Origin of the sequence: Streptomyces sp. NPDC006365 (genome assembly GCF_042870755.1) — a bacterium.
Classification (GTDB): domain Bacteria; phylum Actinomycetota; class Actinomycetes; order Streptomycetales; family Streptomycetaceae; genus Streptomyces; species Streptomyces xiangluensis.
In genome coordinates this window covers 1-24,329 of record NZ_JBIAHS010000038.1, presented here as the reverse complement: position 1 = coordinate 24,329, position 24,329 = coordinate 1, and the positions used below count along the sequence as shown (strand labels likewise).

Genomic DNA, 24,329 nt, shown 5'->3' with positions numbered 1-24,329 from the left:
CGCATCCTGGCGCTCTACGACACCCCACCGGCGGACGGGCGGGTGATTTGCGTCGACGAGTTCGGCCCGCTGAACCTGATGCCGCGCAAGGGCAACGCATGGGGTCCGGTGAGGCGTCCGCACAGGATCGATCTGGCCACCGGCAAGCTGTACTACCGCATCCGCCCGCGCATCCGCCCGCGCAAGCGCTGGCGGGAGTTCCTCGGCCTGCTCAAGGCCCTGCGGGCCCGCTGGCCCGACCAGAAGCTGCATGTGGTGCTGGACAACTTCTCCCCGCACAAGCACGCCAAGGTCCGCGCCTGGGCGGCCGACCACCAGGTCGAGCTGGTCTTCCTGCCGACCTACGGATCCTGGCTGAACTGGATCGAGGCCGAGTTCGCGGCCCTGCACTACTTCGCACTCAACGGCACCGACCACCGCAGCCACGACGAGCAGAACGCCGCCATCGCCGCCTACGTGCGCTGGCGCAACACTCACACGGAACCGAAGACCAACTTCGCCCCCGACTCACCGATCCGTCAGTGGACCCAATACCCGGCCAAGGCTGCGTGACGAGCCACTAGATGGCGACTGCGCGCACCACAACCGCACCAGATCGGGCGGGGAACAGCGGGGAGTCACGGTGAAAGCAGCCAAGCCCGAAGAGGGCAGGGCGCGACCATAGGAGCAGGTCAGCGCATCAGAAGGCCCCAGGTAGACGCAGCTTCCCAAGCTGAGAGCGAGGATTGACAATCCCAAGACTCGGCTCCCCCCTTGCGGGTATCCCGCCTCCTGTTCACGGAACGTCCTGTTCTCAGCCGTCGGCTCTCGCTACCGTTGAGCCGTCGTCCTTACGCCCTTCAGGAGCTCTCGTGCCCATCGTGAAGCACCCCTACGACGCGATGCTGCACCGCGAGGGCACGGTGGGGAGGCGGGGCGGATGTTCGTGGCATGGCCAGGAGGACTGCTCGGAACAGCCGACCAGCAGCTACGAGACGCCAAACGGGATGATGGCTGCATGCCCTCGCGCCGAGCGCCAGATCGAAGACCTGTACGGCGCCCCGGCAACTCGTGAGCAATAGCGTCGCCGATCTCGGCGAGGTACAAGGTCGCGTGCCACAGTCGTGCCAGATGTAGGGGTCAGCTGCGGTCAATCACGGTGCCGGGCGGGCGAGTTCGTAGCGCTGAGACCAATCCGGCAACCCGCAGGTCACCCGCCCCACGCCCCCGCCTCTCTCCTAAAGCGGGTGTCGCAGGTTCGAATCCTGCCGGGGGCACCGTGTGATGTCTCAGGACATCGGAATGACCCCGAACCCACGACTGGGTTCGGGGTCATCGTCGTTGTGGGCCGGGTGGGCGGCCGGTGGGTTGGTAGTCGCGGCTGGGGTCGATGGTCAGGTCGCGGAGGAGCTCGCCGGTGGTGGCGTTGACGATCCGGACGTCCAGGTCGTTGATCAGCATGATGACGTGGGTTCCGGCGTGGGTTCGTCCGATGCCGATGTGGTGCAGGCGTCCGGCCAGGCGCAGGGTGACGACGCCGGATTGATCGATGCGGTCGTGGCGGACGCGGGTGTGGGTGTCGGCGTCGCGGCTGTGGGCGGGCAGGGCCTTGGGCAGGGTGGTGTAGATCGCTGCCGGGGTGGCGCGGTGGGGCAGCGACCGGTGGGGTCGTTGGTGGTTGTAGGCGTGGACGATCAGGTCGACCGTGTCCGCATCGAGCGCGGTGGGTGAGGTCTTCGGTCGTTTGGAGCGCGGCTCGAACGCCGCCTCCCCCTCGGCTCGGTAGCGGGCCACCAGACGGCTGACCCAGCCCTGCGACACCCCGTACGCGCGAGCGACCTCGCCCTGGGTACGGCACTCTACGACGACAGCAGTGATCACCAGACGTCTCTTCGACATCGCCAGACCATGGCCCCGAGGTCATGCCGATGTCTTGAGACATCCCATTCCGATGTCCTGAGCGAGGACACTGCCGGGGGCACCGGCCAACAGGCCCCGGACCGATCAAGGTCCGGGGCCTTTGACATGCGCTTCTGACATCAAAGCGGGCGGTCGAAGGTTTACCTCGCTCCGGCTACGGGTCGTCGGCCAAACCCCGCGGCCCCGACACTGGTGAGAGGGCCATTCGCGTGATGGCGAATGGCCCTCTGTCGTGCTCGGGGGTCACCGAGGAGGCCCAGACGAAGATGATCAGGCCACCGCGTCGCCCTGGCCCCCTTCGTGATCACGGGCCGGAGCTGATTGCTGTAGACGGCCTCCGTGGTGGCTCGACCGCTGTGACCGGCCACGGGCGCTGACCTGTCAGTGGCCCTTCTTGCGCCTGCCTCCGATTTGGTACGGCCGCATCATCTCGTTGTCCTCGTGCTCGACGATGTGGCAGTGCCAAACGAAGCGACCAGGGTGCTCGAACCGAGCCTTCACCCGGGTGATTTCTCCCGGATAAGCGATCACGGTGTCCTTGAAGCCACGCTCCCAGCTCTCCGGCGGAATGGGTGACCCGTTGAACGGTTGCCGGTTCACCACCTCGAACGCCACCTCGTGGATGTGGATCGGGTGGGCGTCCACAGTGAAGTTGTACAGCTCCCATGTTTCGGTCGCGTTCAGTCTCGGATTCTCCGTGACCGGGTCATCCCAGCCGAGCAGCACCGGATTGCCGGCGGAGTCGACCGTGCCGAGCAGAGTCTGGACCGGCGTGTCCGGCGGCACCAGGGGACTGTTGGAGGTCGCCTCGTTGAGGGAGAGCCGACGGGTGACGGACGCCGAGCCGAGCGTCCTGATCCTGTGCAGCCTGAGCTTGTCCGGCGGAACGCTCTTGTCCTTGCTCACCAGCGGGCCGACCACGAACTTCATCACCTGCCCGGTGGTGTCCGGATCGGCCACGGGGAAGTCCACGCCCGGTTCACCTCGGCCGAAGGGCTCGTCCGCGCCCTCGTTGATGAGGTACAGCTCGGTGCCTTCCGGGATCCCGGTGAAGTCGACGATGACGTCAGCCCGCTCCGCGTTGGCCAACAGCAGCCGCTCCAGCCGTACCGGTGCGGGCAGGAATCCGCCTTCGTTGCCGATCTGCCAGAACGGTAGGGCCGACTGGGCCGACCGTGCGGTCGGACTGTCCGCGATCTTAAGGATCAGAAACCGGGCATTGCATCCGTTGAGGAAGCGCAACCTGTAGCGGCGCGGTTCGACCTCGAGCTTCGGCCATGTCCGTCCGTTGACGACCATGGTGTTTGCGAAGAACTCGGGGTTCCAGATGGGAGGTACATCTGTGGTGGGGATGTACGGCCCCGCGAACCCGTCGAAGAATTCTCGGCTCGTGGGGTAGAACAGCGAGCCGTCCGAGTTGAATGAGCGGTCCTGGATGGCCAGGGGGATCTCGTGGTACCGGGTGCCCGGCGGATCACCGAAGGCGGGCGCCGGCCCGGGCAGTACCCCCTTGGGCAGATCAGACTCGCCGCCGCGCAGCAGATAGAATCCGGCGGGTCCGGCGTAGACGTTGAGCCGGGTCATGCCCAGGGTGTGATCGTGGAACCAGAGGGTCGACGCCCGCTGGTCGTTGGCGTACTGGAAGGTCGCGGTGCCCGGCTCCCACTTCAGGCCGTGCGCATCGGCGAACTTCTCCCGGAACTCGTTGTAGAACGTGCCCACGGTGGCGAATCCAGGAGGAATGTTGTTCGCGCGGGGCAGATACCACGCCTCGGCGTAGCCGTCGCTCTCCTCGGTGGAATGCCACCGTGCAGGTGAGTGACGATCGGCACGGGTCCGGTGTACGGACCCGGCGTCGAGGTGAACGTCGGCCGGGAATCGCGCCCGGCCTTGCCGCCCGGCGGGTTCGCCCAGTGCAAGGTAGGGTCGACCGCCAGCAAGTGCGGCAGGAAACGGCCCTGCCCGTCGACGAGATCGTTCACCCAGGTGACCCGGACAGGCTGGCTGACCCTGGCCTCGATGGTGAACGACGGATAGTTGAACGTGTTGTTGTCTGCGAGCGAGCCGTATCCCCATACGGTGGTGGACGGCAGAGTGGGCGGCAATACCTGCTGGCTGAACTGCCGGACGCCGATGACGTATGTGTCGATGCCGTGCCGGTGCGAGTGACGAGCCTTCGGCATCACCGGTGGGATCACCAGGTTGGTGACGTATTTCGGGATGGTCGTGGGGTCCAGAGTGGGGACTGGGAATTTGCCGGCGGACCCGGCCCTCGGGGCCACCGCGGTCCCATTGGGGAGTGCCGCCGCCGCTTTGGATCCTGGAAGAACCAAAGCCGTCCCACCAGCGGCCCCGGCTACGAGTAGGTCTCTTCGTTCGATCATTTCTCTCGCCTTCTGCAGCCCAAGAGCCTCGACCATTTCCTGACGGGATGTTAGGGCGCGCACGCAGTAGGTAGTGGAACCTGCCTGGTGTGTCGTCAGGCTGTCGGGACGGGGCGGCGCGCGGGCTGCAATTCGGCGCAGCGACGGCCAAAATTCGTTGCTGCAAATGGCCTCGTCCAGCGAATGAGCCAGCCGAGGGGTCGTGAATCCCAGGGCCCCAGGTTCGGTGTGCCTGATCGCGAGGCCACGGCAGGAGGCAACGGCGAGCGTCCTCATACTGCCCGAATCGTCCACACATCATCCTCGGCGCGATCACTCCGGAGCCGTACACGCCACTGGGTCGAACAGGGTTGAGGACGGGCCCCGCTGACATCCATAGCTGACATCAACGACGGCGGACACGAACGCATCGTGGCAGACCCCTGTGGAACGGATGCGGAACTGCAAGCACACCAGTCCGGGGATGGGTTCCTTCTTGGATCGAACTCCTAATGCGATGCTCATGGACGGGCGTCCTTCCGGGCCGTCCTCGGGCCGTAAAAGGGCACTCAGCGATGACCAACGCAGCACAGGGCACTGCCGGGCAACACTGAGCGCTCAGTGGCAGCAGCCCGGAGGGGTGCGGGCAATGTCCCGGTGCCTCGCCGGACAGCGGCGACCGTGTAAGCCAGGAGGCTCACCAAGGTTCCCAACTCCCGGATCATCGAGGCCAGATGCGGTATTGGTAGGGGCATGAGTGAGCCGTCGCCTGCCCCCGAGCCTCCAGACTGGCCGCACTGCGGAACCGGGGCCGACTCTGCGAATGACGCCATCGGGTGCTTGGGCATTCAGATCAGCCCGGGTGGGGCGTGTCTTGAACACACTACGGACCAAGGCAGGCTCCGGTACCTAGAATCCTTGAGGCCAGGAGACTCGATCGATCTAAGCGGCACCGCATTCGACGCGAACCTTTTAGATGAAGTGCTCGATGCCGTAAAAGACCCCAGCACCGGAAAGGCTACTTTCGGCCCCGCTGCTTTCAGAAAAGCAAATTTCGGCGGCGCGACGTACACTGCCAGCGCAGCATCATTCGCCGATGCACTGTTCCAGGGGGACGTTGATTTTGGCGAGTCTCATTTCGGTGACGGCTTCTCTCTGGAGCAGACAGAATTCCTCGGTCGCGCATCCTTCTGGCGAGGGAAGTTCTCTGGTGACACTTTCTTCGAGGGGGCGCTATTCAGGAACGAAGTGAACCTCCGCGAAACCGATTTCGACTGGCTACTCTCAAATACGGCTCAATATTTCGGCAACGTGCACTTGACTGACGCCACTCTTCGAGAGATATGGCTTCTCGGCGCAGTATTCCATAAGGACTTAAAGATACACTCCACTACACTACAAAGCGCTTCCCAAATAGGTCCCTTCATGTGTCTAGGGGAGCTCAGTCTACATGAAGCAAATTTTTTGAAACCCACTACGCTAGAGGTCACAGCAAGGCGAATCGCATGCTATAGGACTACCTGGGGGGCGGTAGCAAAAATCAAAGCGCGCCATGCTCAAATCTTATTGGAAGATCCTGCACTCTCACAACCACTAGCAATCGTCAGCGCATCCACCCCCTTCGATGACATTCCACCCGAATCTTTCGCAGGTACTCATAGTGGAGAAGCAAAGATTGTCTCACTCAACGGAGTGGACTGCGCTTGGCTCACACTGTCAAACCTCGACCTTTCTTCATGCAGATTCGATGGCGCTCTTCACCTTGACCAACTCAGGCTAGAGGGGCGATGGATCTTCTCGAATCCTCCTCGCGGAACACAATGGCAGTTGGGGATTCCATTCAGCTGGAACCAACGGCAGGTGATCGAAGAGGAACGTATGTGGCGCGCTTTGCCATCCCACCCTGCATCTCTGCATCGTGCGTGGGGCGCCGCTCCGGAGCACCCACACGATGTCCCTAGCCTCGCTAGTCTCGCAATCATCTACCGTCAGCTCCGCAAGGGTCGTGAGGATGCAAAGGACGAACCGGGCGCAGCAGACTTCTACTACGGCGAAATGGAAATGCGCCGCCACAGCAAAGGATGGGGGACGGCAGAACGCTGGCTGCTTCACGCGTATTGGCTGCTGTCCGGCTACGGCCTGCGTGCCTCGCGTGCGCTCGGCTGGCTCGCCCTCGCGATGATGACGACGATCTTGCTGATGTTGGGCTTCGGCCTCCCCCAGAACTCCGCCAAGCAGGAGGCCACCGGCACCGTTCCGCCCGGTGGCGGCACGGTGACCTTCGAAATCGACAAGGACGATCCGAAGAATCCGACAGGTGATCGCTTCACCGGTGAGCGCTTCGACAAGGCGCTCAGCGTCACGCTCAACTCGGTCGTGTTCCGCTCCAGCGGGGAGGAGCTGACGACAGCCGGCGGGTACATCGAGATGGCATCCCGCTTCTCCGAGCCGGTGCTGCTCGGTCTTGCTGCGTTCGCCATCCGGGGGCGAGTGAAACGGTAGGCGGGCGGTGTCAGAGGCGTGCCAGACCCGTGCCAGATCGTGCGGGGAACCACGGGGAATGCCGGGGAACCAGCCGGCCGTCCACTAGTCCCCGACGCTACTCCGCCGCAGGTCAGCTCCAGGACAAGCCGTAGATACCCTTTAGCTTCCCAAGCTGAGGTCTCACCGGGCCGCGGGCCGTGGCCCGTCAGTCCAGCCAAACGAGCATCGCGTCGTCCGCCCTGGCAGCAGCGTCGAAGAACTGTGTGAGGCCGTCGTACCAGGGACGCCCCCACTCCAAGAAGCATGGCTCACTCCATCCGAGCGGATACACCTCGGCGCTGGTCAGTTCAGCAGGCTCCACGCCACTGACGAGCTGGGCATAACTGGTAGCCCGCAGAGCTTCCGCCGCGAGCAGGACCCGCTCAGGCCGCAGGTACCTCGGAGGCCCGTACCCCCAATCCTCATCCTCGGCGAACGGCTCCCCACCGTGTATCACGTTCACGGGGAACTCGGCGCGCGCCAGTAGGAAGCGAAGCATGTCCCAGGTTTTGTACGTGCTGAAGTGGCGCGCTGCGGCCGGCGCAGGCTCCGCCTCCCCTTCGGCGTCCTGAACCTCTTCGACGAAGTCCAGAGCCCAAGCCGGGTCCTCGATCGCTCGGTCAAGCTCAGCAGCCGTGACACGCAGGTACTCACCGATCATGCTCATGGCCGGAGACTAAGCGAGGCCACGGACAACGGCCATCGGACGGGCCGTCTCAGTTTCCGTCTCGTTCGGTCCCGTTCACCGGTCAGCCGAGCCCCGGAGCCGGTTTCAGCCCAGTGCCGAACCGCCAATGAACGCAGGTGAACGTCCCTGCACGTCCCCCGCCATCCCACCAACACAGTTGGAAAGCGTGCGCCCTAGAGAAGGGTCGTTGGTGCATCCCAAGCTGAGGGCACTGCCGTCGATCCGGACCGGCTTGGCTTGACTGAGGGAGAAGCCCTTGTCCCTGACCAGGGCTTCTCTCCCCATGAGTGCGCTACCGCGAAGCGAAGGTCGGCGCTGCCAGTCACGGCTTCTGATTAGCCTTCAGGAGCGGTCAGGGTTCGCTCACCGCCAAGAGGTGCCCGCGGCTGCGCGACACGGAGCACGTCCCGCAAGGCTTCGGTCAGCTTCGTCGCCAGAGGGCGCAGCTCCCCCAGCTCCGCATCCTCGTCGCCAAGTACTTCCAGTGCTTGCTCCAGCAGTTCGGCCGCCATCCCGAGTTGGACCGCTTCCATGTCGTCCGCCAGGCGGGACATGTAGCCATCGCGGTCATCGGTGCTGAGATAGCAGGGCTTGCCAGGTCCGCCCCTGGCCCAGCCGGTTTGGCGGCATCTCCGACTGGCGCCGCTCTCGCAGCGGCTTCAACTTCTATGATCCAGGCCACAGTTGACGTCGAGGCTGGATGGTTGCAGGCAGGATGACCGTGAGTAGCCGAGCCCAGTAGAAAGGGCTGTCGTGATCCTCCTCGTACCGGTGGTATTTCTCGCTGCCATCGCGATGGTTGTGTTCTTGCTGCTCCGGTGCCTCAGAGTTGTCTTGCCGGGGAACCGGCACTGGTCTGGATGGCGCCGTGTGGTCGTTGCTGTAGCCCTTGCCTGCGCAGCCACGGCCACGGCCTCTTACTCGTTGGGGGCCCTCAATCTGATGTTGACCGTGGCCGCGGCGCAGGACGGCGGGACGAACTCGGCTCCGTTCCCCTACAACCACCCGTGCATGACCCAGCTGAAGGGAGCGACGGACTATGACGTCCAATTCCTCACCCTGCGCACCCTGTGCGTCATGGAAGACGGAGAGCGTAGAGCAGTGGACGACGTACCGCAGGGGGTTCGGGTGACGGCAGCGGCGGCGGCGGGCTGCGCCGTGTTGGCGGGGATTATGCTGGCTGCCGGAGCCCCTCACGTGCGTCCGACTGTCAGCAAGCGTCCCTGACACCCCTGCGGTACAGCAGCGAAGTACAAGGTCAGCGATGCCTTGCCGTGCCCGACCTGGCAGGTGTGGGTAGGGACTTGACTGAGCTGGTGCACCAAGTGCCAGGACAGTACTAAGAGGGGGCACCGGTGGGGATGCAGGAGCGGTGGCAGGCCAGACAAGAGGACCTCGCAGCACGGGGGGAGTCACGGGAGGCCAAAGGCGCCGAACGGTGGAACGCGTATATGGAGCGCATGCAGGGCCTCATCCTTGAACCGGCACGCATCGCGTTCGAACGTGGTGATGGATGGTTTGAGGCTGAGATCGAGCAGCGCAGCGCGGCCAGCTTGAATCCCTAGGTGGCGATCAAGGGGAAGATCGTCGGCATGTACCTGTTTCGGAGGGCGTGATGCGGTCGCCGCTGAGGGTGAGTATCTAACTGCGTGACAACGCCGACGCACAGCGGCGGACAACCACGCACACCCACGGACCATCACAGCAGATGAGAGGCACACCGACCCAAGGCCGAGCACACACCCAAGTTGCTTCAGGACGAAGAGGTCGTGGGTTCAAATCCCGCCACCCCGACAGCCGAAACACCAGGTCAGGCCCGGTTTCCTTCTCAGGAAACCGGGCCTGATGTGTTCTCCGGGCCGCCTCGGGAGTGAGCGGGGAGTGGATCACGAGGTTCCACTCCCAGGGAACGAGAGGAAACCCGCAAGCGACCCAGGCGCGAGTGCCGGGTTTGACCAAGTGTTTCAGCTTGGCCCGGGTGCCCTGGACGTTCTTCGGCAGCAGGTCGTGGCCGAGGGCTTCGCAGACGTCCTTGGCCCGCAGAGGGCCGGTCGCTTCGTTGAAGAGCGCGAGGATGCGCGGGTAGTCCGGGTGCTCGGGCAGCTCCGGCGCAGACGCCGGGAGCCGGCCGGCGAGGCTGGTGACGGTCTTGCGGGTGATCGCGAGGTGCTGACCACCCCTACTTCGTCAGTGACCGAGAAGCTTCCCAGCGCGGGCCGCCGGCCGCGACTGGGCGATCTGGTCTGCCCGGGCTCCATTAAGGTCTCTTCCGGATAATCCGCCTCGGAACGGCTTCCTCTACGCTGGCAGGCATGACCGCCATGACGCCCGCGCGCATCGAACCAGACCTGTCGTTCCTCCTCGACCGCACCAGTCACGTCCTGCGGAGCAAGATGTCGGCCGCCCTCGCCGAGATCGGCCTGACGGCCCGCATGCACTGTGTGCTCGTACACGCGCTGGAGGAGGAGCGCACCCAGATCCAGCTCGCCGAGATCGGCGACATGGACAAGACCACGATGGTGGTGACGGTGGACGCCCTGGAGAAGGCGGGTCTGGCCGAGCGCCGCCCCTCCAGTACGGACCGGCGGGCCCGGATCATCGCCGTCACCGACGAGGGCGCCCGCGTCGCCGGGCAGAGTCAGAAGATCGTCGACCGCGTGCATCGCGACGCCCTGGCCACGCTTCCCGAGGGGGACAGGGAGACCCTTCTGCGGGCCCTGAATCGCCTGGTCGACGACGGTCTGGCGACTCCTGCCGCGACCCCGCGCACCGCCCGCCGGGCACGCCAGTCCAGGTAGGCGGGGAGCGGGGCAAAGTAAGTCCGAACAAAATAGTCTGCAACAAAATCATCTGCTACGGTCTCTCCTGTCGCCCCAACCGACAGGAGAGACCGCATGTTTGCCGCATCCGACTCCGCGCCGTCGCCCGCTCCTCCCGAAGACCCGCGCTCACGCCGGCTCGCCCTCGGAGTCATCGCCACCGGGATGCTGATGATCATCCTCGACGGCTCCATCGTGACCGTGGCGATGCCTGCCATCCAGAACGACCTGGGTTTCACCCCCGCCGGCCTCAGCTGGGTCGTCAACGCCTACCTCATCGCGTTCGGCAGCCTGATCCTGCTGTCCGGCCGGCTCGGCGACCTGATCGGTCGCAGGCGCATGTTCCTGGCCGGCACCGCCGTCTTCACCGCCGCCTCGCTGCTGGCCGGCGTGGCCACCTCGCCCGCCGTACTGATCACCGCCCGCTTCCTCCAGGGCATCGGCAGCGCGATGGCCTCCGCCGTCAGCCTGGGCATCCTCGTGACGTTGTTCACGGAGCCCAGGGAGCGCGCCAAGGCCATCGCCGTCTTCAGCTTCACGGGCGCGGCGGGCGCGTCCATCGGCCAGGTCCTCGGCGGCGTACTCACCGACGCGCTCAACTGGCACTGGATCTTCTTCATCAACCTGCCGATCGGCATCGCCACCCTCGCGATCGCCGTCCGGGCCCTGCCCGGTGACGTCGGTCTGGGCCTCAAGGCGGGCGCGGACGTCTTCGGCGCGGTTCTGGTCACCGCCGGTCTGATGCTCGGCATCTACACCGTCGTCAGGGTCGAGGAGTACGGCTGGACCTCGGGCCGCACCCTCGGCTTCGGCGCCCTCTCCGCCGTACTGCTCGCCGCGTTCCTCGTCCGTCAGGCCACCGCGAAGAACCCGCTGATGCCGCTGCGAATCCTCCGCTCGCGCAGCGTCTCCGCCGCCAACCTGGTCCAGATCCTGATGGTCGCCGCGCTCTTCTCCTTCCAGATCCTCGTCGCCCTGTACCTCCAGAAGGTGCTCGGATACGGCGCCGCCGAGACCGGCCTCGCGATGCTCCCGGCAGCCGCCGTCATCGGTGCCGTCTCCCTGGGAGTCTCCGCCCGTCTCAACGCCCGCTTCGGTGAGCGCAACGTCCTGCTGGCGGGCATCGTGCTCCTCATCGGCGTCCTCGCCCTCCTCACCCGCGTCCCCGTGCAGGCCAGTTACGTCGTCGACCTCCTTCCGGTCATGCTGCTCGCCGCGGGCTTCGGCCTCGCGCTGCCGGCGCTGACCACACTCGGTATGTCCGGCGCGAACGAGGAGGACGCCGGTCTCACGTCCGGCCTGTTCAACACCACCCAGCAGATCGGCATGGCGCTGGGCGTCGCGGTCCTGTCCACCCTGGCCGCCTCCCGTACCGAGAGCCTCGCGGCGGAGGGCCGGACGACGGCCGAGGCACTGACCGGCGGCTACCGGCTCGCCTTCGCGGTGGGCGCGGGGCTCCTGGTCATCGCCTTCGCCGTCGCCTTCACGATGCTGCGCCGCCCCGAGCGCCAGGCCGCCCAGGAGCCGGCCGCCGACACGCCGGCTCCCGCCCACACCGCGGCCGTCTGACCCGCCCTCTCCCCCCACCTACACCCCGACCGCCGAAAGGCTGATCCCCATGAGCGAGAGCACCGCCACCGAGACCACCACCGGCACCACCAAGAACGACGGCCCGGCCCCCCGAGTGCTCACCGACCAGGAGCTCTCCCAGCTGCTGCGGCAGCAGCAGTTCGGCGTACTCGCGAGCGTCAGGAGCACCGGCCACCCGCACCTGTCGACCGTCCTCTACGACTGGAACGCCGAGGAGCACGTACTGCGCGTCTCCTCCACCGCCGACCGCCTCAAGGTCCGCCAGCTGCGCCGCGACCCGCACACCTCACTGCACGTCAGCGGCCCGGACGTCTGGTCGTTCGCCGTGGCGGAGGGCGAGGCGGAAATAGTGGACCCGGCCGACGGGGCGGCCCCCGGCGAGCAGCCGCTGCCCGACCGGCGCGTGATGATCCTGATCCGGGTCTCCCGCCTGTACGGGACCGCTCTGGACATCCCCGCCCAGGACTGAGGACTCGGTGCATACGCCGGATAGGCGAGGGATCGATGTCACGCAGGGCGGAGCGGGGCTGGATTCCGAGGCGGTTGCTTCCCCTCCGCCGCCATCACCACCGGCGGCCGCGACCGGCACGGCAACCTGCGCATACGCTCCGCACTGAATCGCCCTCCGGAGCCGTGTCTCTGTACACGTCAAGCTGCAAGAGGCACCTGCTCGCCCTCTGCTGGGATCTGATAATGGGCCCAGATCTGGTTCAGCTCGTGTTGGTAGTAGAGCGGGTACAGACCGGCGACGACCATGAGGATGACCCCGATCCAGGGGTTGCAGGTCCGTTGCATCCCGGCCGACTGCTGCATACGGGCAATGCGCAGACCGGTGTTGTAGACCGATACGAACGGGGGAACGATCACCAGCCACCCGACCGTGAGGGCCAGAAGAGCCAACACCGGATTGACCTCGATCCGCTGATCAAAGTCCCGAGCTTCGCGATTCACCTTGTAATACCAGACCAGGTGGTAGATGCCCAGCGTGATCAGCGGCCAGATCAGCCAAACGAGAAAGATGTTGCGGGTCTTGCCAGCACGACCAGACATGACGCACCTCCCATGAAGTCAGTGCATCACGACCAGCCGCACCGCGCGCGTCGTGCGCGTCAGCAGCAGGGAGCCATTCCTGACAGCCATGAGAGCGGTCTCGGTTGGGTCATGGGCCCGATCCTCGTTGAGGATCAGGCCCTTCCTGTGTCGTGCGTGCAGCTGGTGACAGTGGGCACGTAGTCGCCTGGGCCAGCATCGAGACGCAACACCTGCCCTCGATTCGACCACCGGCTCATTCGGCCCGGCACACGCTCCTGAGGGAGCGTGTGCCGGGCCTGTTCACTGAGGCCTCTGACTACCGCCTGACAGCTGTCGGCGACCGCTGTCAGAGTGCCGGCCGCGGGCTGTCAGCGGGGCCCGGCATCGTCGTGGTCATCGAGAACGACGAAGGACCTGACGAGGAGTTGTTGAACATGTCGTACGCGATCCGAGCCGAGGGACTGGTCAAGAAGTACGGCGACTTCACCGCCCTGGACGGCGTCGACCTGGAGGTCCCGGCCGGGAAGGTCGTCGGCGTCCTGGGCCCCAACGGCGCCGGCAAGACCACCACCGTGCGCATCCTGGCCACGCTGCTGCGCCCCGACGCCGGACACGCCACCATCGGCGGCCACGACATCGTCAAGGACCCGGTCAAGGTCCGGCAGTTGATCGGGCTGACCGGTCAGTATGCCTCCGTGGACGAGACCCTGTCCGGCGCCGAGAACCTGGTGCTCATCGGGCGGCTGCTCGGCCTGTCCCGACGCGATGCGAAGGCGCGGGCCGCCAAGCTCCTGGAGAACTTCTCCCTCACCGAGGCGGCCCGCAAGCCGATCGCCACCTTCTCCGGCGGTATGCGGCGGCGTCTGGACCTCGCCGCCTCCTTGGTCGGCCGGCCCCAGGTGCTCTACCTGGACGAGCCCACCACCGGCCTTGACCCGCACGCCCGGCAGGAAGTCTGGGATGTCGTACGGAAGTTGGTCGCGGACGGCTCCACGGTGCTGCTGACCACGCAGTACCTCGAAGAGGCCGACCAACTCGCCGACTCCATCACCGTCTTCGACAAGGGCCGCAAGGTCGCCGAAGGCCGGCCCGGTGAGCTCAAGCGCCGCGTCGGCGGCCAGATCCTCCAGGTCCGGCCCGCCATGGCCGCCGATGTGCCGCGGGTCGCGCAGCTGGTCGCCGAGTTGTCCGGCCACTCCCCTGTGCAGGACTCCGGCGTGCTGACCGTCCCGGTCGACGACCCGCTGCTCGTCGCCGCGGTCGCCCGTCGCTTGGACGGCGCCGGCATCACCGCCGACGAGCTCGGCCTGCGGCTGCCCAGCCTGGACGAGGTCTTCCTCGCCCTGACCGGACACGCGCCTGCCGTCACCGACGAACAGCCAGTCGCCGTCTGAGCCCCAGCTCCCCCGTTCCGCGCAGACTTTCCCGAGAGGACCCCGTCATGAGCTCCCAGACCCTCAGCGCCCACGCCGAGCTCCCCAGCCGTATCAGCCTCGCGCAGACCGCCCGGCACAGCCTCGCCCTCGCCGGCCGCGGCGTCACCAAGTTCATGAAGTCGCCCATCCAGCTGGTCGATGTGATCCTCACCCCGATCATCAGCCTGTTGATGTTCGCCTACCTCTTCGGGGACGCCATGTCCGGCGGCGACATCGACGGTTACCTGCAGCTCATCACCCCGGGTGTCATGGTCATGGCCGTCTTCCAGGCCAGCGTCGGCATCGGCGCCTCGCTCAGCGCGGACGCCAGTACAGGGATCTTCGACCGGTTCCGCAGCATGCCGATCGCCCGCTCCAGCCCTCTGATCGGCGCTGTGCTGGCGGACATCGTCCGCTATGTCGTCTGCCTGGGCACCCTGGTCGTCCTCGCACTGGTCATGGGGTATCGCTTCGAGGCCGGCCCGGTGGCATCACTCGCCGCGCTCGCCCTGCTGATCGGCTTCGCCCTCAGCTTCTCCTGGCTCTCGGTGTTCCTCGGCATGCTGATCAAGAACCCCGCCTCCGTGCAGGGCCTGATGACCATCCTGATCCTGCCGCTCACCTTCGCCAGCAACGTCTTCATCCCCACCGACAGCATGGCCGGCTGGCTCCAGGCCTGGTCCGACGTCAACCCCGTCTCCCTGGTGTCCGACGCGGTCCGCGGCCTGCTCAACGGCGGCGAGGTCGCCAGTTCCCTGGCCGGCAGCCTCGCCTGGATGGCCGGCGTGATCGCGGTCTTCTTCCCGCTGGCCCTGCGCGCCTACCGCAAGAACGCCGGATGATCCTCCGGTGACAAGCCCGGCCGGGCGGGGTCCGCACTCACAGTGCTGCGGACCCCGCCCGGCTGTCCGCATGACCACGCGCACGTCGTCACATCCGTGACACCGCCCGCAAGGTCTCCGCCTCCAGCCACCGCAGCGCGTCCTCGCGGGAGTACGCGGCCCCATCCTCGTACGCCTTCTTGAAGCCCTCCTCACCCAGCGTCGCCACGATGCGGTCGACCAGCTCGCACCACTCAGGCTCGCCCCAGTCGAAGGCGCCGCGCATCACCTGGCTCATGCCGAGCGATCTGGCGCCGGCTTCGGGATCGCCCTCCAATGCCCGTAGTCCGCCGAGCAGTTCGGCCACCCAGGCGAGTGCGGCGCCCGCGCCCTGGCTGAACAAGGCGCCGGCCGCCTCGGGCAGCAGGGCCCTGGCTTGCACGGCGTCCCCCTCGGCGAGACGGTTTTCAATGCGGGTGCTGACGATCAGGTCGCGGGCCAGTTCTCTGAGGGAAGGGCGCCGGGCGCTCAACGCCTCGAGACGGTCGAGGGTCGCGTCGGACCGCACCAGGTCACCGGCCCTGCGGTGCACATTGGCCAAGCCCACGATGATGTTGGCCTCCAGGCGCAGCTGTCCGCGCTCGCGGGCCTGCCGGTGTGCGGCGTGCAGATCGCGGAAGGCGCCCTCCAGGTCGCCGCTGCGCCGGCGTTCGCGGGCGAGTCTGGCCTTGCTGATGTAGAGGTAGTCCTCGGTGCCGAGTTCGGAGCTGAGTGCCACGGTCCGTTCGAAGGTGGCGATGGCCTGGGGGTGCTCGCCGCGCAGGGAGTGGTCGCGGCCGATCGGGAGCAGGCTCATCACGAGCCCCCAGCGGTCGCCCACCTCCTCGAAGCCGCGCAGGGCCTCGATCCGGGACTCGGCACCGGTGACCAGGTCGCCCTGTTCGGTGAGGGCGAAGTCCCGTGCCAGGTGGGCGCTGGCCCGCACCCAGGGGTCGGGCGAGTCGAGGGGGTCCTGGTCCTCGGTTCTGCCTGGTCCTGATGCGCTCGTGGGGAGGGAGAGCTGGGACATCCGCAGGAGCAGTGCGGCCGGGTGGAACTCACGTGCCGTCGCCGACTCGCCGTCCGCGGCCGGACGTTCTCGCCCCCCTGCCCGTACGGAACCCGGCCCGGCGGCCTCCGCCATATACGTGTCGAGCTGGGTGCTCATCCCCCTGACCCCCCAGTACCAGAACATCGCCCCGGCGAAGCGTGCGGCCAGGTTCCCGTCCCGGGCGTCGACGACCGAGCGCAGCGCGAGGACGAGGTTGTCGTGTTCGGCGTCGAAGACCTCGATCGCGCGCAGCTGTTCGCCGGTACGTAGGCGGGGTTCGTGTTCCTCCGCGAGGGCCAGGAAGTACGCGGCATAGCGCTTGGTGACGGCGTCCCCGGGCTCAGCATCGGCGAGTTGCCTCGCCGCGTACGCGCGTACCGTCTCAAGCATCCGGTAGCGCGGCTCGTCCGCCCCTTCGCCGACGGCGTCGACCAGCGATTTCTCTACCAGGGCGTCCAGGACGTACGGGATGTCGGCGGCCGGGAGCGACGGGTCAGCGCAGACCGCTTCGAGCGCGGGGACGGTCGCGCCGCCCGGGAACACCGACAGTCTGCGGGCGAGGATCCGCTCGGGTTCGTCGAGCAGGTCCCAGCTCCACTCGACGAGCGCGAGCAGGGTGCGCTGGCGGGGCAGGGCGGTGCGGCTGCCTGAGGAGAGGAGCCGGAAGCGGTCGTCGAGGCGGCGCGCGATCTGCTCGACGCTCATCGAGCGGAGCTTCGCCGCGGCCAGTTCGAGGGCGAGCGGCATGCCGTCGAGCCGTCGGCAAACCTCGACCACGGCGTCGAGGGTCGAGTCGTCGAGCGTGAAGTCCGGGCGGACGCCGACGGCCCGGTCGACGAAGAGGCGGACGGCGGGCGACTGCGCGGCCTCAGTGGGCTCCGGTGATCCCATCGGCATGTCGAGGGGGCCGAGGTGGCACAGGGACTCGCCGGTGATGGCGAGGGCCTCGCGGCTGGTGGCGAGGATCCGCAACTCCGGGATCTGGTCGAGGAGTTCGGCGGTGAGTTCCGCGGCCGCCTCGACGAGGTGCTCGCAGTTGTCGAGCAGGAGCAGGGCGTCACCGCTGCCGATGAGCCCGGCCATGCGCTCGACCGGGGTGGCCCGCTGCCCCTGGCCGGCGTCGTAGAGGCGGCCGTCGGTGGAGCCGAGGGCGCCGAGGACCGCGTCGGCCAGCTGGTCCGGTGCGCTCACACCGGCGAGCGGCACGAACCAGACCCGGCCCCGGGCGTGGGCGCGGTCCCGGGTGGCCGCTTCGAGGGAGAGCCGGGTCTTGCCCGCGCCGCCGGGTCCGACGATGGTGACGAGCCGGCCGCGGGCCAACTGCCCGGCGAGCCGGTTCAGTTCACCGTCACGGCCGACGAAGCTGGTGAGCCGGGCCGGGAGGCGGCTCGGGGCGGCCTCGGCCCGCTCGGCGGGCGTCTCTAACTCGCCTCGCAGCAGGGCCAGATGGATCTCCCGCAGCTCGACCGACGGATCGACGCCGAGCTCGTCGTCGAGCTGCTCCCGTATCGCCTCGTACACCGCGAGGGCGTCGGACTGCCGTCCGGCCGCGGACAGCGCCCGCATCCGTAGCCCGGCGACCCGCTCGCTCAACGGCCGCTCGACACCGGCCGCTTCGAGATCGGCCAGCACCTCTCTGTACCGTCCGAGCCGCAGCTCGGCATCACAGTGGTCCTCGGCCGCCGCGGTCCGCAGATCGTCGAGCCGGGTCGCGACGGGCCCGGCGAACGGGGCGTCGAGGACATCAGAGAGCGCCGCGCCCTGCCACAGCCCGAGCGCCGTTCCAAGCAGCGAGGCCGCCTCGCCGGCCCGCCCGGCTGCGAGTTCCCGCCTGCCCCGAGCGATCAGGTCCTCGAAGCGGTGAACGTCCACGTCCTCGGCCCGCACCGAGAGCCGGTAGCCGCCGGACACGGACTCCACCGCTGCGGACCCGCGCAGCGCCCTGCGCAGCCGGGACACCAGCGCCTGCAGCGCGTTGGCCGCGTCCGCGGGCGGCTCCTCTCCCCACAGGCCGTCGACGAGCGAGTCGACGGACACCGCCCGGCCCTCTTCGAGGGCCAGCCTGGCGAGGAGCATCCGCAGCCGAACGCCACCGACCCCGACCGGCGTCACATCATCGGCGTACACCTGAATCGGTCCAAGCAGCACTACGCGCACCACGGCGGCCTCCCCCTCCGGACCGACCGGCCCCTACCGTGTCGATCATCCCTCCAACGCCGGGTCAGCATCACCCACCTGACCGTCTCCGGTAAAGGGCCTCCAGCACCGGACGGCACCCGGTGTGCGGTGGGGTATGTCCAGGCGGCTCCGACCTAGGGGAAGATCCGGGCCGGAACGAGGCGTCCGACCGGACAGACGGCCACGACGAGTCCCACCACGTTCTCCGCGGTCACATGGCAGACCCGCTGTGGACGGCTGCGGGACCGCTCTCACCTGCGCCGATATCACCAGCGTGAGCAACGCCAGTGCCGCGAAGCCCAGCGAACGCGACCACAGCGCGAGGTCCTCGGGCGCGACGCAGAGGTTCCCCTATAACCTGGAAGGACCCAGGGCTACCGAGCTCAGCGGGCTGCGACTGCCCGCACGGACGGCTCGTACCGGCCCGGATCAACGGCTCAGGAGGCAGGCCATGATCCATGCAGCCGATATCCGCGAGTGGCGCAACCGCAGCGTCGTCGACCCGAAGGGTCACAAGATCGGCGTACTGGAAGCGGTCTACGTGAGCACCACCACCGACGAACCGGCCGTGGCCACAGTGCGCACCGGACTCCCCACCCACCACCAGCTGGTCTTCGTGCCCCTCGACGAGGCGCTCCTAGGGCCGGACTACGTCAAGGTGTCCTACGCCAAGGCACTGGTGAAGAAGGCGCCCTCGATCGGCGTGGACGACATCCTGCCCGCCGAGGCAGAGGAAGCGATCTTCAAGCACTACGACATGACCTACCAGAGGGGCGCAGGCGGCGAGCGGCGACTCGCCCGCCGCTGACAGTCCGCGCTCATCCCGAAGGAGGTGTTCGGGTCATGGCTCTCTTGCTGCTTCTCGTTCTGGTCGCCGTCGTGCTGGGACTCATCGGAGCAGTTGCGGAGGGGCTGGGCTACCTGTTGATCATCGGCATCCTGGTCCTCGTGGCCGCACTGGCCCTCACTGCCGTGCGCTGGTCTGAGCGCTCCCGTCACCGCCCCATCCGATAACGCACGACACCTGGCGAGGGCCGCCGCGACCGGCCTCCTGACGCGAGTGGGGACACTGAGGAGAAGCCGGGGGAGGGACGGCCGATAGCAGAAATCTTGAAGCAGAAAGCCGAGCTCAGGGGTGGACGAGACTGTCCTGCGTGACCGTAGACCTGTCCCTCGCGTCGGCCCCCCAGCATGGTGTAAGGCCGAAGGTTCCAGGCCTCGACCGAGTAGCCGATGCCGTCCTCGTCTCCAGCCCGGGCCTCGATCCACCACGGAGCGTCGCCGGTGGGGTAGAACCGCAGCGTCAGTGTCCGGCCCGACGGCAGGTAAAGCTCGGCGACGGAGTGGTCCACGACCAGGCGCAGTTCGACCGGGGCGCCGGACGCTGCCGCCTCGGGGCAGGGGACGCGATACGTTCCGCCCTGCACACGCGGATCGAGGGAGGCGTGGTCACGGTCCACGACGAGGTCACCTGCCGCCGTGTCGATCCTGACGTCGAGGTACTCGGCACCGTCCGCAGAAGTCACCAGCCGTAGTCCTCCTTCCATCCCGGCGGAACCAGGCTCCAGACGCGCCGTCAGGTCGAAGCTCGGGCTCACCGTCCCCAGTACGGCCGTTCCCGTGGTCTCGCCGGCAGCGGTCATCGCCCGCTCGTCGCGCAGCGCGAGGAGTTCCGCGGCCGGTCGCTGTCGTACCGAGCCGTCCTCGGCGAGTGTCACCTCCCGCGGCAGTGTCAGTAGTCCCGCCCATCCGGCCTCCCGAACCCACGAAGCGTCACGTCCCTCCCACGACCAACCCCACAGCAGCCACCGGCCGTCGGGCGCGTGCAGCAGCGCCGGGGCGTAGAAGTCCGGCCCATGGTCGAGCAGAGCCGGGGCGTCGGCGAGGAAGCGGCCGTCCTGCTCGCGCCCGGGGTAGACCACCGTCCGGCGCGGGCCGAGCTCCGGGTCCCAGGCGCCCAGGAGCAGCGCGCCGCGGCCGTTCGCATGCAGGTACTGGGGGCACTCCCAGCCCAGTCCCGTGTCGGCGCCCGGTGCCACGAGCTGCGGGGCGCGGTCCAGGAACGGGCCCCGGTACTCCCAGTGCTCCAGGTCCCCGGACTCGTACAGCAGTGCCGCCGCCCGGCCGTCTGTCTGGGCGGAGCCGACGAGCATGCGCCAGCGGCCGGACTCGCGCCATACGTACGGGTCGCGGTACATAGCCGCGCCCTCGGGCAACTCCGCTATCAGCAAGGCGCCGCGGGGTGTCCAGGTGACACCGTTGTCCCGGGACTCGGCGGTGGTGACCGGCTGGGCCCAGCGGTCGGTGCGGTAGGCGGAGTAGAAGGCGACCATGCGGTCGCCGTCGGACACGGCATTGCCGGAGAAACAGCCGTCCATGTCCTCGCCACCCGGCGTAGGAGTCAGCGCAAGAGGCAACTCCTCCTCCTACGACACGACCGAGCGGCGTTTCTCCATCGACCGCGGCCGCTCCAGCCTCGACCCGGACGTACGCAAGGGTGTGCACGGAGGCACCGTCGAACTGGACGGCGGGCGACTTCGACTGCGGGTCCTGCTCGACCGCTCGATGCTGGAGGCATACGTGAACGGGACCCACAGCCTTACCAGCCGCGTCTACCCCACCAGGCAGGACGCCACCGGCCTCCGGCTGATCGCCGAGTCGGGCGCCGCCCGGATCCTGGAGTTGGACGTCTGGCAGATGAACGGCGCGTACGACGCCCACGTCGCCCCGGCCGCATATGATCCGCCTCGCCCGACTGACGTCGACGCCCTGCCCAACCACGATTTCGCCACCGGCGACCTCACGGGATGGACCGTCGTCTCCGGCACGACCTTCAGCGACGGCAATGTGACCACCCGCCCTGACTGGGGCTGGGGCGGTCCCTTCTACCAGGCCGAGACGGAGGACGACGCGTCCGGCCACCACCTGTGGGGCTTCAACCCGGACCGGGGCGGCGACGACGCCACCGGCGTACTCCGTTCCGCCACCGTGACCCTCGGCGGAGACGGCGTGGTCGATCTGCTCGTGTCCGGCGGCAACGACCCCGACCGGCTCTACGCCGCCGTCGTCCGTGCCGGCGACGGCAAGGTGCTGGCCAAGGCCACCGGCCGCGGTGCCGAGCAGTACCGCCGGGTCGTCTTCGACCTGTCCGCCCACATCGGTGAGCGGATCTACGTCGAGGTCGTCGACCGGGCAACGGGCGGCTGGGGCCACATCAACGTGGACGACGTCAACGTTCCCGTACGCCGGGAGTGACAGCGGGGCCGCCCGTCCGGTGCCTCGGACCCGAACGGGTGACGGTGGCGGCCTGCTGATCGTCTTCGCGGCCTGGTGGACCTGCTTCGCGGTCCCCGTCCACCACCGCCTGCTCTCCAACAAGGAGGGTTTCCTGTGGGGTTACGGCCACTACCTGATCTTCGCCTCGGGCACCGGGCGGTGCCGGCGGCCAGGCTGGTGGCTGCGGCCACGGTCGCGACGGGGGCGTCGCTCACGACACGGGAAGCACGACGGCAACCGGTGGACTGAGCTGTTCTACGGTTCTTGGACTCTACGAAACTCGGGGCAGCTCACGACTTTTCGGGGCGGGCCGGGGTGAGTGTGAGCCGGTTGTCGCCGCCCGGCTTTTTCCAAGTGGTGGCGTTGGCGTGGACGATGAATGCCTCGCTGGTTTTGTCCAGGCCCTCAACGACTATCAGACGGCGGCTTCCCCTGACCGCGCCATGATCGATCTGGGTGAAGTCAGGGAAGGAACGCAGTATGGGGGTGATGTAGCGGGTGCCGAAGATGTCGAAGACCTCGTACTTCTCCGTCGTGTTGCGCTTGGCGTAGGCCAGGCGGAGGTAGCGTGCTCCGGCGCCTTCGACCATCATGCGGTAGGCGGGGTGGTCCCGGACGGCACCGAGGGTGGCGTTCTGGACGTTGCCCTTGTTGCCGGTCATACCGAACAGGGGCAGGCCGTCGATCAGGGGGGTGATCGGCTGGGTGCACCAGGAGTCGGCGTCGGTGTAGATGCCGCCGTACTGGGCGAGGAGTTCTAGGCGGAGAAGATCGGCCCGTACGGCGGGCGGCTGGTCGGCGAGGGCGTCGTAGACCCACTGGTTGTGCAGTGCGGGGAGGTTCTTGTCCGTCCAGAGCCGGACCTGGTAGTCGGGGTTGTGCTTCTTCCAGGTGTGGAGGTTGTCCCGGTAGGGGAAGGCCTTCTCGCCGACCCAGATGATGTGAATCAACTTGGGGATGCCTGCCTGCGTGGCGTCTGCGACGTTGACAGTGGATCTACGGAATCTGCTGCGGATCACGGTGCCTCTCAGCGGACCATGGTGTTGAGGAAGTCGGCCGCCTGCATGTGGCGGCGGGCTCGGGGTATCGGCCTGCGCTCAGGCCAGTTCGGCGACCTCGCGGGGGCAGTGTCCACGCGGTGGAACTTCTCTCCACGCGGATGCCCGGGGCTCGACTGGAACGCCGGGCCACCCCGGACCACCCGGTACGCCTGGGAGTCCTAGTGGATGCTGTCGCCGTAGTTGTCGCGGTGACGGTAAGGGTGACGAGTCCGTGTCGGAGCCCGAGTCCGCGCCGCAGGCGCACCCACTCCGGCGATGCGCTCCAGCACGGACGCCATTCCCCTCACGACGCGGCCCCTGCCTCGCATGGCCCTCACCCCCCGGCTCCCCCGTCCCCCGACACGCGTAGAAGAGACTCGATGGTAGGTCCGTCCCGCAGGGCAGGGCAGGACCTCATATGTTGCTTTTGGGTTCCATTGGTGTGACACGAGCAGCGTGAAGTCTCGTGGCGGTGGGCACCCGCCCTCAAGCGGCCGTCGCCTCGATGAGGCTGTAAGGAGCGGCCCCCGGCACCTGAACCTGCCCGAGCATCGTGAACTTGCTCAAGGTGACCGACCGCCTCGGCTTCTCAGACGTGGCTGCCCGACGCGGCGGCCATGAGCGGTTCCGCGGCCTCCTCGGTCGTTTCCGGCGGGACGACCAGCAGATCCCAGCGCCCCCGGCCGGGGGCGATCAGGACGACGGTGTGCTGGGCCGATGCCGCCAGGGTCCTTCGCAGTCGTACGACCTGGTTGACGACGAGCATCCGGCCCGGCGTCGCGGACCACACCGCCCCGTTGACCGTGACGCTGCTGATGTGGCCCCATGCGCGCGGCAACCCGGCGAGCAGCCCCGGGAGTTCCGCGAGCAGGTCGTACGAGCGGGGCCACCAGGCTCCGTCGATGGGCCGGGGCATGCCCCCGTGAGGTGCCAGGCGCAGCCGGAGGACGGGGAGGGAGGGAAGCGGGGGTTGCAGTGCGGTGGTCATGCGGGGCTCCTTGACCTGGGTGAAGGCCGCTGGGAGGAGGCGCGGCCGGGGTCACGGGCTGCCTCTGGTGGATGGGGGGCGTGCTGGAGACGACCTGTCAGGTGGGCACGACGAACCCCTCGTTTCGCCCACGGTACTCCCGCGCAGGCAGAAACGACGTTCTGATCGACGCCAGGGCTGGCGGAGTACCGAACGGCTTGGCGGCGGCCGGCGATGGAGGGGTGAAGGAGTGGTCCTGCCACCCATCGTGAGATGACTCGACGATAAGTTCGCAGAGATTTTCTCGCAAGATGTGTTAACAACGGCGCAGTCTCCTGCTAATAATTCCGCCATCGAGTTTCGCGCCCACACCCCAGGGCCGCATCTCCTCCCCCACCCCGTTCCCCGAGCCACCCGCAGCCGAGAGGTCCTTCGCCATGCCATCAACCAGACACGCCCTCATCGCAGGCGCCACCGCCACCGCTCTCCTGCTCGCCGGATGTGCCGGTGCCGGAGGGGGCAGCACCGGCGGGGGTGACGGCGAGAGCATCAATGTGCTGATGGTCGGTAATCCGCAGATGGAGGACATCGCGAAGCTGACGAAGAGCACGTTCACGAAGGACACCGG

21 protein-coding genes, 1 tRNA gene and 2 pseudogenes are annotated in these 24,329 nt (G+C 67.5%); 14 read left to right on the top strand and 10 right to left on the bottom strand.

Annotated elements, in window-relative coordinates:
* The 3 genes from ACFYO0_RS46215 to ACFYO0_RS46205 all read left to right on the top strand — a co-directional run.
* Window positions 1–552 (top strand): transposase (locus ACFYO0_RS46215; protein WP_388688414.1); only part of this gene is annotated, 552 nt, incomplete at its 5' end.
* A gap of 299 nt (window positions 553–851) precedes the next feature.
* Entirely contained in the window at window positions 852–1,061 is a 210-nt protein-coding gene (locus ACFYO0_RS46210) for a hypothetical protein (protein WP_388688412.1), read from the top strand.
* A gap of 105 nt (window positions 1,062–1,166) precedes the next feature.
* Window positions 1,167–1,253: transfer RNA gene (locus ACFYO0_RS46205), tRNA-OTHER, on the top strand.
* Window positions 1,254–1,311: 58 nt separating this feature from the next.
* On the opposite strand, the gene ACFYO0_RS46200 is transcribed toward ACFYO0_RS46205, so the two are convergent.
* The 3 genes from ACFYO0_RS46200 to ACFYO0_RS46190 form a co-directional block, all read right to left on the bottom strand.
* On the bottom strand, window positions 1,312–1,878 hold the full coding sequence (locus ACFYO0_RS46200; protein WP_388688409.1) for a helix-turn-helix domain-containing protein: 567 nt from the start codon (window positions 1,876–1,878) through the stop codon (window positions 1,312–1,314).
* Window positions 1,879–2,280: 402 nt separating this feature from the next.
* A complete protein-coding gene (locus ACFYO0_RS46195) occupies window positions 2,281–3,621 on the bottom strand; it encodes a multicopper oxidase family protein (RefSeq protein WP_388688406.1) in 1,341 nt (446 codons plus the stop codon).
* Complete coding sequence (locus ACFYO0_RS46190; protein ID WP_388688404.1) at window positions 3,567–4,577, bottom strand: hypothetical protein; 1,011 nt, start codon at window positions 4,575–4,577, stop codon at window positions 3,567–3,569. Before ACFYO0_RS46190 ends, ACFYO0_RS46195 begins: the two co-directional genes overlap by 55 nt.
* Window positions 4,578–5,180: 603 nt before the next feature.
* On the opposite strand from ACFYO0_RS46190, the gene ACFYO0_RS46185 reads away from it, so the two are divergent.
* A complete protein-coding gene (locus tag ACFYO0_RS46185) occupies window positions 5,181–6,764 on the top strand; it encodes a pentapeptide repeat-containing protein (protein WP_388688401.1) in 1,584 nt (527 codons plus the stop codon).
* A 187-nt stretch (window positions 6,765–6,951) separates the two neighbouring features.
* On the opposite strand, the gene ACFYO0_RS46180 is transcribed toward ACFYO0_RS46185, so the two are convergent.
* Window positions 6,952–7,452, bottom strand: a complete 501-nt coding sequence (locus tag ACFYO0_RS46180) for a YfbM family protein (protein ID WP_388688399.1) — start codon at window positions 7,450–7,452, stop codon at window positions 6,952–6,954.
* Window positions 7,453–7,808: 356 nt separating this feature from the next.
* A complete protein-coding gene (locus ACFYO0_RS46175; protein ID WP_388688396.1) occupies window positions 7,809–8,027 on the bottom strand; it encodes a hypothetical protein in 219 nt (72 codons plus the stop codon).
* A gap of 1,758 nt (window positions 8,028–9,785) precedes the next feature.
* Between ACFYO0_RS46175 and ACFYO0_RS46170 the strand changes: the two genes are divergently transcribed.
* The 3 genes from ACFYO0_RS46170 (at window position 9,786) to ACFYO0_RS46160 (ending at window position 12,351) form a co-directional block, all read left to right on the top strand.
* Window positions 9,786–10,271: a MarR family winged helix-turn-helix transcriptional regulator gene (locus tag ACFYO0_RS46170; protein ID WP_388688393.1), complete on the top strand. Its 486-nt coding sequence runs from the start codon at window positions 9,786–9,788 to the stop codon at window positions 10,269–10,271.
* A gap of 96 nt (window positions 10,272–10,367) precedes the next feature.
* Window positions 10,368–11,861, top strand: a complete 1,494-nt coding sequence (locus ACFYO0_RS46165) for an MFS transporter (protein WP_388688391.1) — start codon at window positions 10,368–10,370, stop codon at window positions 11,859–11,861.
* A 49-nt stretch (window positions 11,862–11,910) separates the two neighbouring features.
* Complete coding sequence (locus ACFYO0_RS46160; RefSeq protein ID WP_388688388.1) at window positions 11,911–12,351, top strand: pyridoxamine 5'-phosphate oxidase family protein; 441 nt, start codon at window positions 11,911–11,913, stop codon at window positions 12,349–12,351.
* 179 nt (window positions 12,352–12,530) lie between these two features.
* Here ACFYO0_RS46160 and ACFYO0_RS46155 read toward each other — a convergent pair whose 3' ends face one another.
* Complete coding sequence (locus tag ACFYO0_RS46155) at window positions 12,531–12,932, bottom strand: DUF4234 domain-containing protein (protein ID WP_388688386.1); 402 nt, start codon at window positions 12,930–12,932, stop codon at window positions 12,531–12,533.
* A gap of 416 nt (window positions 12,933–13,348) precedes the next feature.
* On the opposite strand from ACFYO0_RS46155, the gene ACFYO0_RS46150 reads away from it, so the two are divergent.
* Window positions 13,349–14,308, top strand: coding sequence for an ATP-binding cassette domain-containing protein (locus ACFYO0_RS46150; protein WP_388688383.1), 960 nt, complete (start codon window positions 13,349–13,351; stop codon window positions 14,306–14,308).
* A gap of 47 nt (window positions 14,309–14,355) precedes the next feature.
* Window positions 14,356–15,171, top strand: coding sequence for an ABC transporter permease (locus ACFYO0_RS46145; RefSeq protein WP_388688381.1), 816 nt, complete (start codon window positions 14,356–14,358; stop codon window positions 15,169–15,171).
* Between the two features lie 88 nt (window positions 15,172–15,259).
* On the opposite strand, the gene ACFYO0_RS46140 is transcribed toward ACFYO0_RS46145, so the two are convergent.
* Window positions 15,260–18,400: a BTAD domain-containing putative transcriptional regulator gene (locus ACFYO0_RS46140; RefSeq protein WP_388688378.1), complete on the bottom strand. Its 3,141-nt coding sequence runs from the start codon at window positions 18,398–18,400 to the stop codon at window positions 15,260–15,262.
* A gap of 469 nt (window positions 18,401–18,869) precedes the next feature.
* On the opposite strand from ACFYO0_RS46140, the gene ACFYO0_RS46135 reads away from it, so the two are divergent.
* Both ACFYO0_RS46135 and ACFYO0_RS46130 read left to right on the top strand, forming a co-directional pair.
* Window positions 18,870–19,226, top strand: coding sequence for a PRC-barrel domain-containing protein (locus ACFYO0_RS46135; RefSeq protein ID WP_388688375.1), 357 nt, complete (start codon window positions 18,870–18,872; stop codon window positions 19,224–19,226).
* Between the two features lie 35 nt (window positions 19,227–19,261).
* A complete protein-coding gene (locus tag ACFYO0_RS46130) occupies window positions 19,262–19,432 on the top strand; it encodes a hypothetical protein (protein WP_388688372.1) in 171 nt (56 codons plus the stop codon).
* On the opposite strand, the gene ACFYO0_RS46125 is transcribed toward ACFYO0_RS46130, so the two are convergent.
* On the bottom strand, window positions 19,414–20,796 hold the full coding sequence (locus ACFYO0_RS46125) for a glycoside hydrolase family 32 protein (RefSeq protein WP_388688370.1): 1,383 nt from the start codon (window positions 20,794–20,796) through the stop codon (window positions 19,414–19,416). The genes ACFYO0_RS46130 and ACFYO0_RS46125 overlap by 19 nt on opposite strands.
* On the opposite strand from ACFYO0_RS46125, the gene ACFYO0_RS46120 reads away from it, so the two are divergent.
* Both ACFYO0_RS46120 and ACFYO0_RS46115 read left to right on the top strand, forming a co-directional pair.
* Entirely contained in the window at window positions 20,795–21,673 is an 879-nt protein-coding gene (locus ACFYO0_RS46120; protein WP_388688367.1) for a GH32 C-terminal domain-containing protein, read from the top strand. The two genes, ACFYO0_RS46125 and ACFYO0_RS46120, sit on opposite strands and share 2 nt — an antisense overlap.
* Window positions 21,674–21,719: 46 nt before the next feature.
* Window positions 21,720–21,842, top strand: a pseudogene (locus ACFYO0_RS46115) (low temperature requirement protein A); the annotation flags it as partial.
* 142 nt (window positions 21,843–21,984) lie between these two features.
* Here the strand turns inward: ACFYO0_RS46115 and ACFYO0_RS46110 are convergent.
* Both ACFYO0_RS46110 and ACFYO0_RS46105 read right to left on the bottom strand, forming a co-directional pair.
* Entirely contained in the window at window positions 21,985–22,713 is a 729-nt protein-coding gene (locus tag ACFYO0_RS46110) for a glycosyltransferase family 32 protein (RefSeq protein ID WP_388688364.1), read from the bottom strand.
* A gap of 610 nt (window positions 22,714–23,323) precedes the next feature.
* On the bottom strand, window positions 23,324–23,722 hold the full coding sequence (locus tag ACFYO0_RS46105; protein WP_388688362.1) for a DUF5994 family protein: 399 nt from the start codon (window positions 23,720–23,722) through the stop codon (window positions 23,324–23,326).
* Between the two features lie 416 nt (window positions 23,723–24,138).
* On the opposite strand from ACFYO0_RS46105, the pseudogene ACFYO0_RS46100 reads away from it, so the two are divergent.
* A pseudogene (locus ACFYO0_RS46100) lies at window positions 24,139–24,329 on the top strand (sugar ABC transporter substrate-binding protein); the annotation flags it as partial.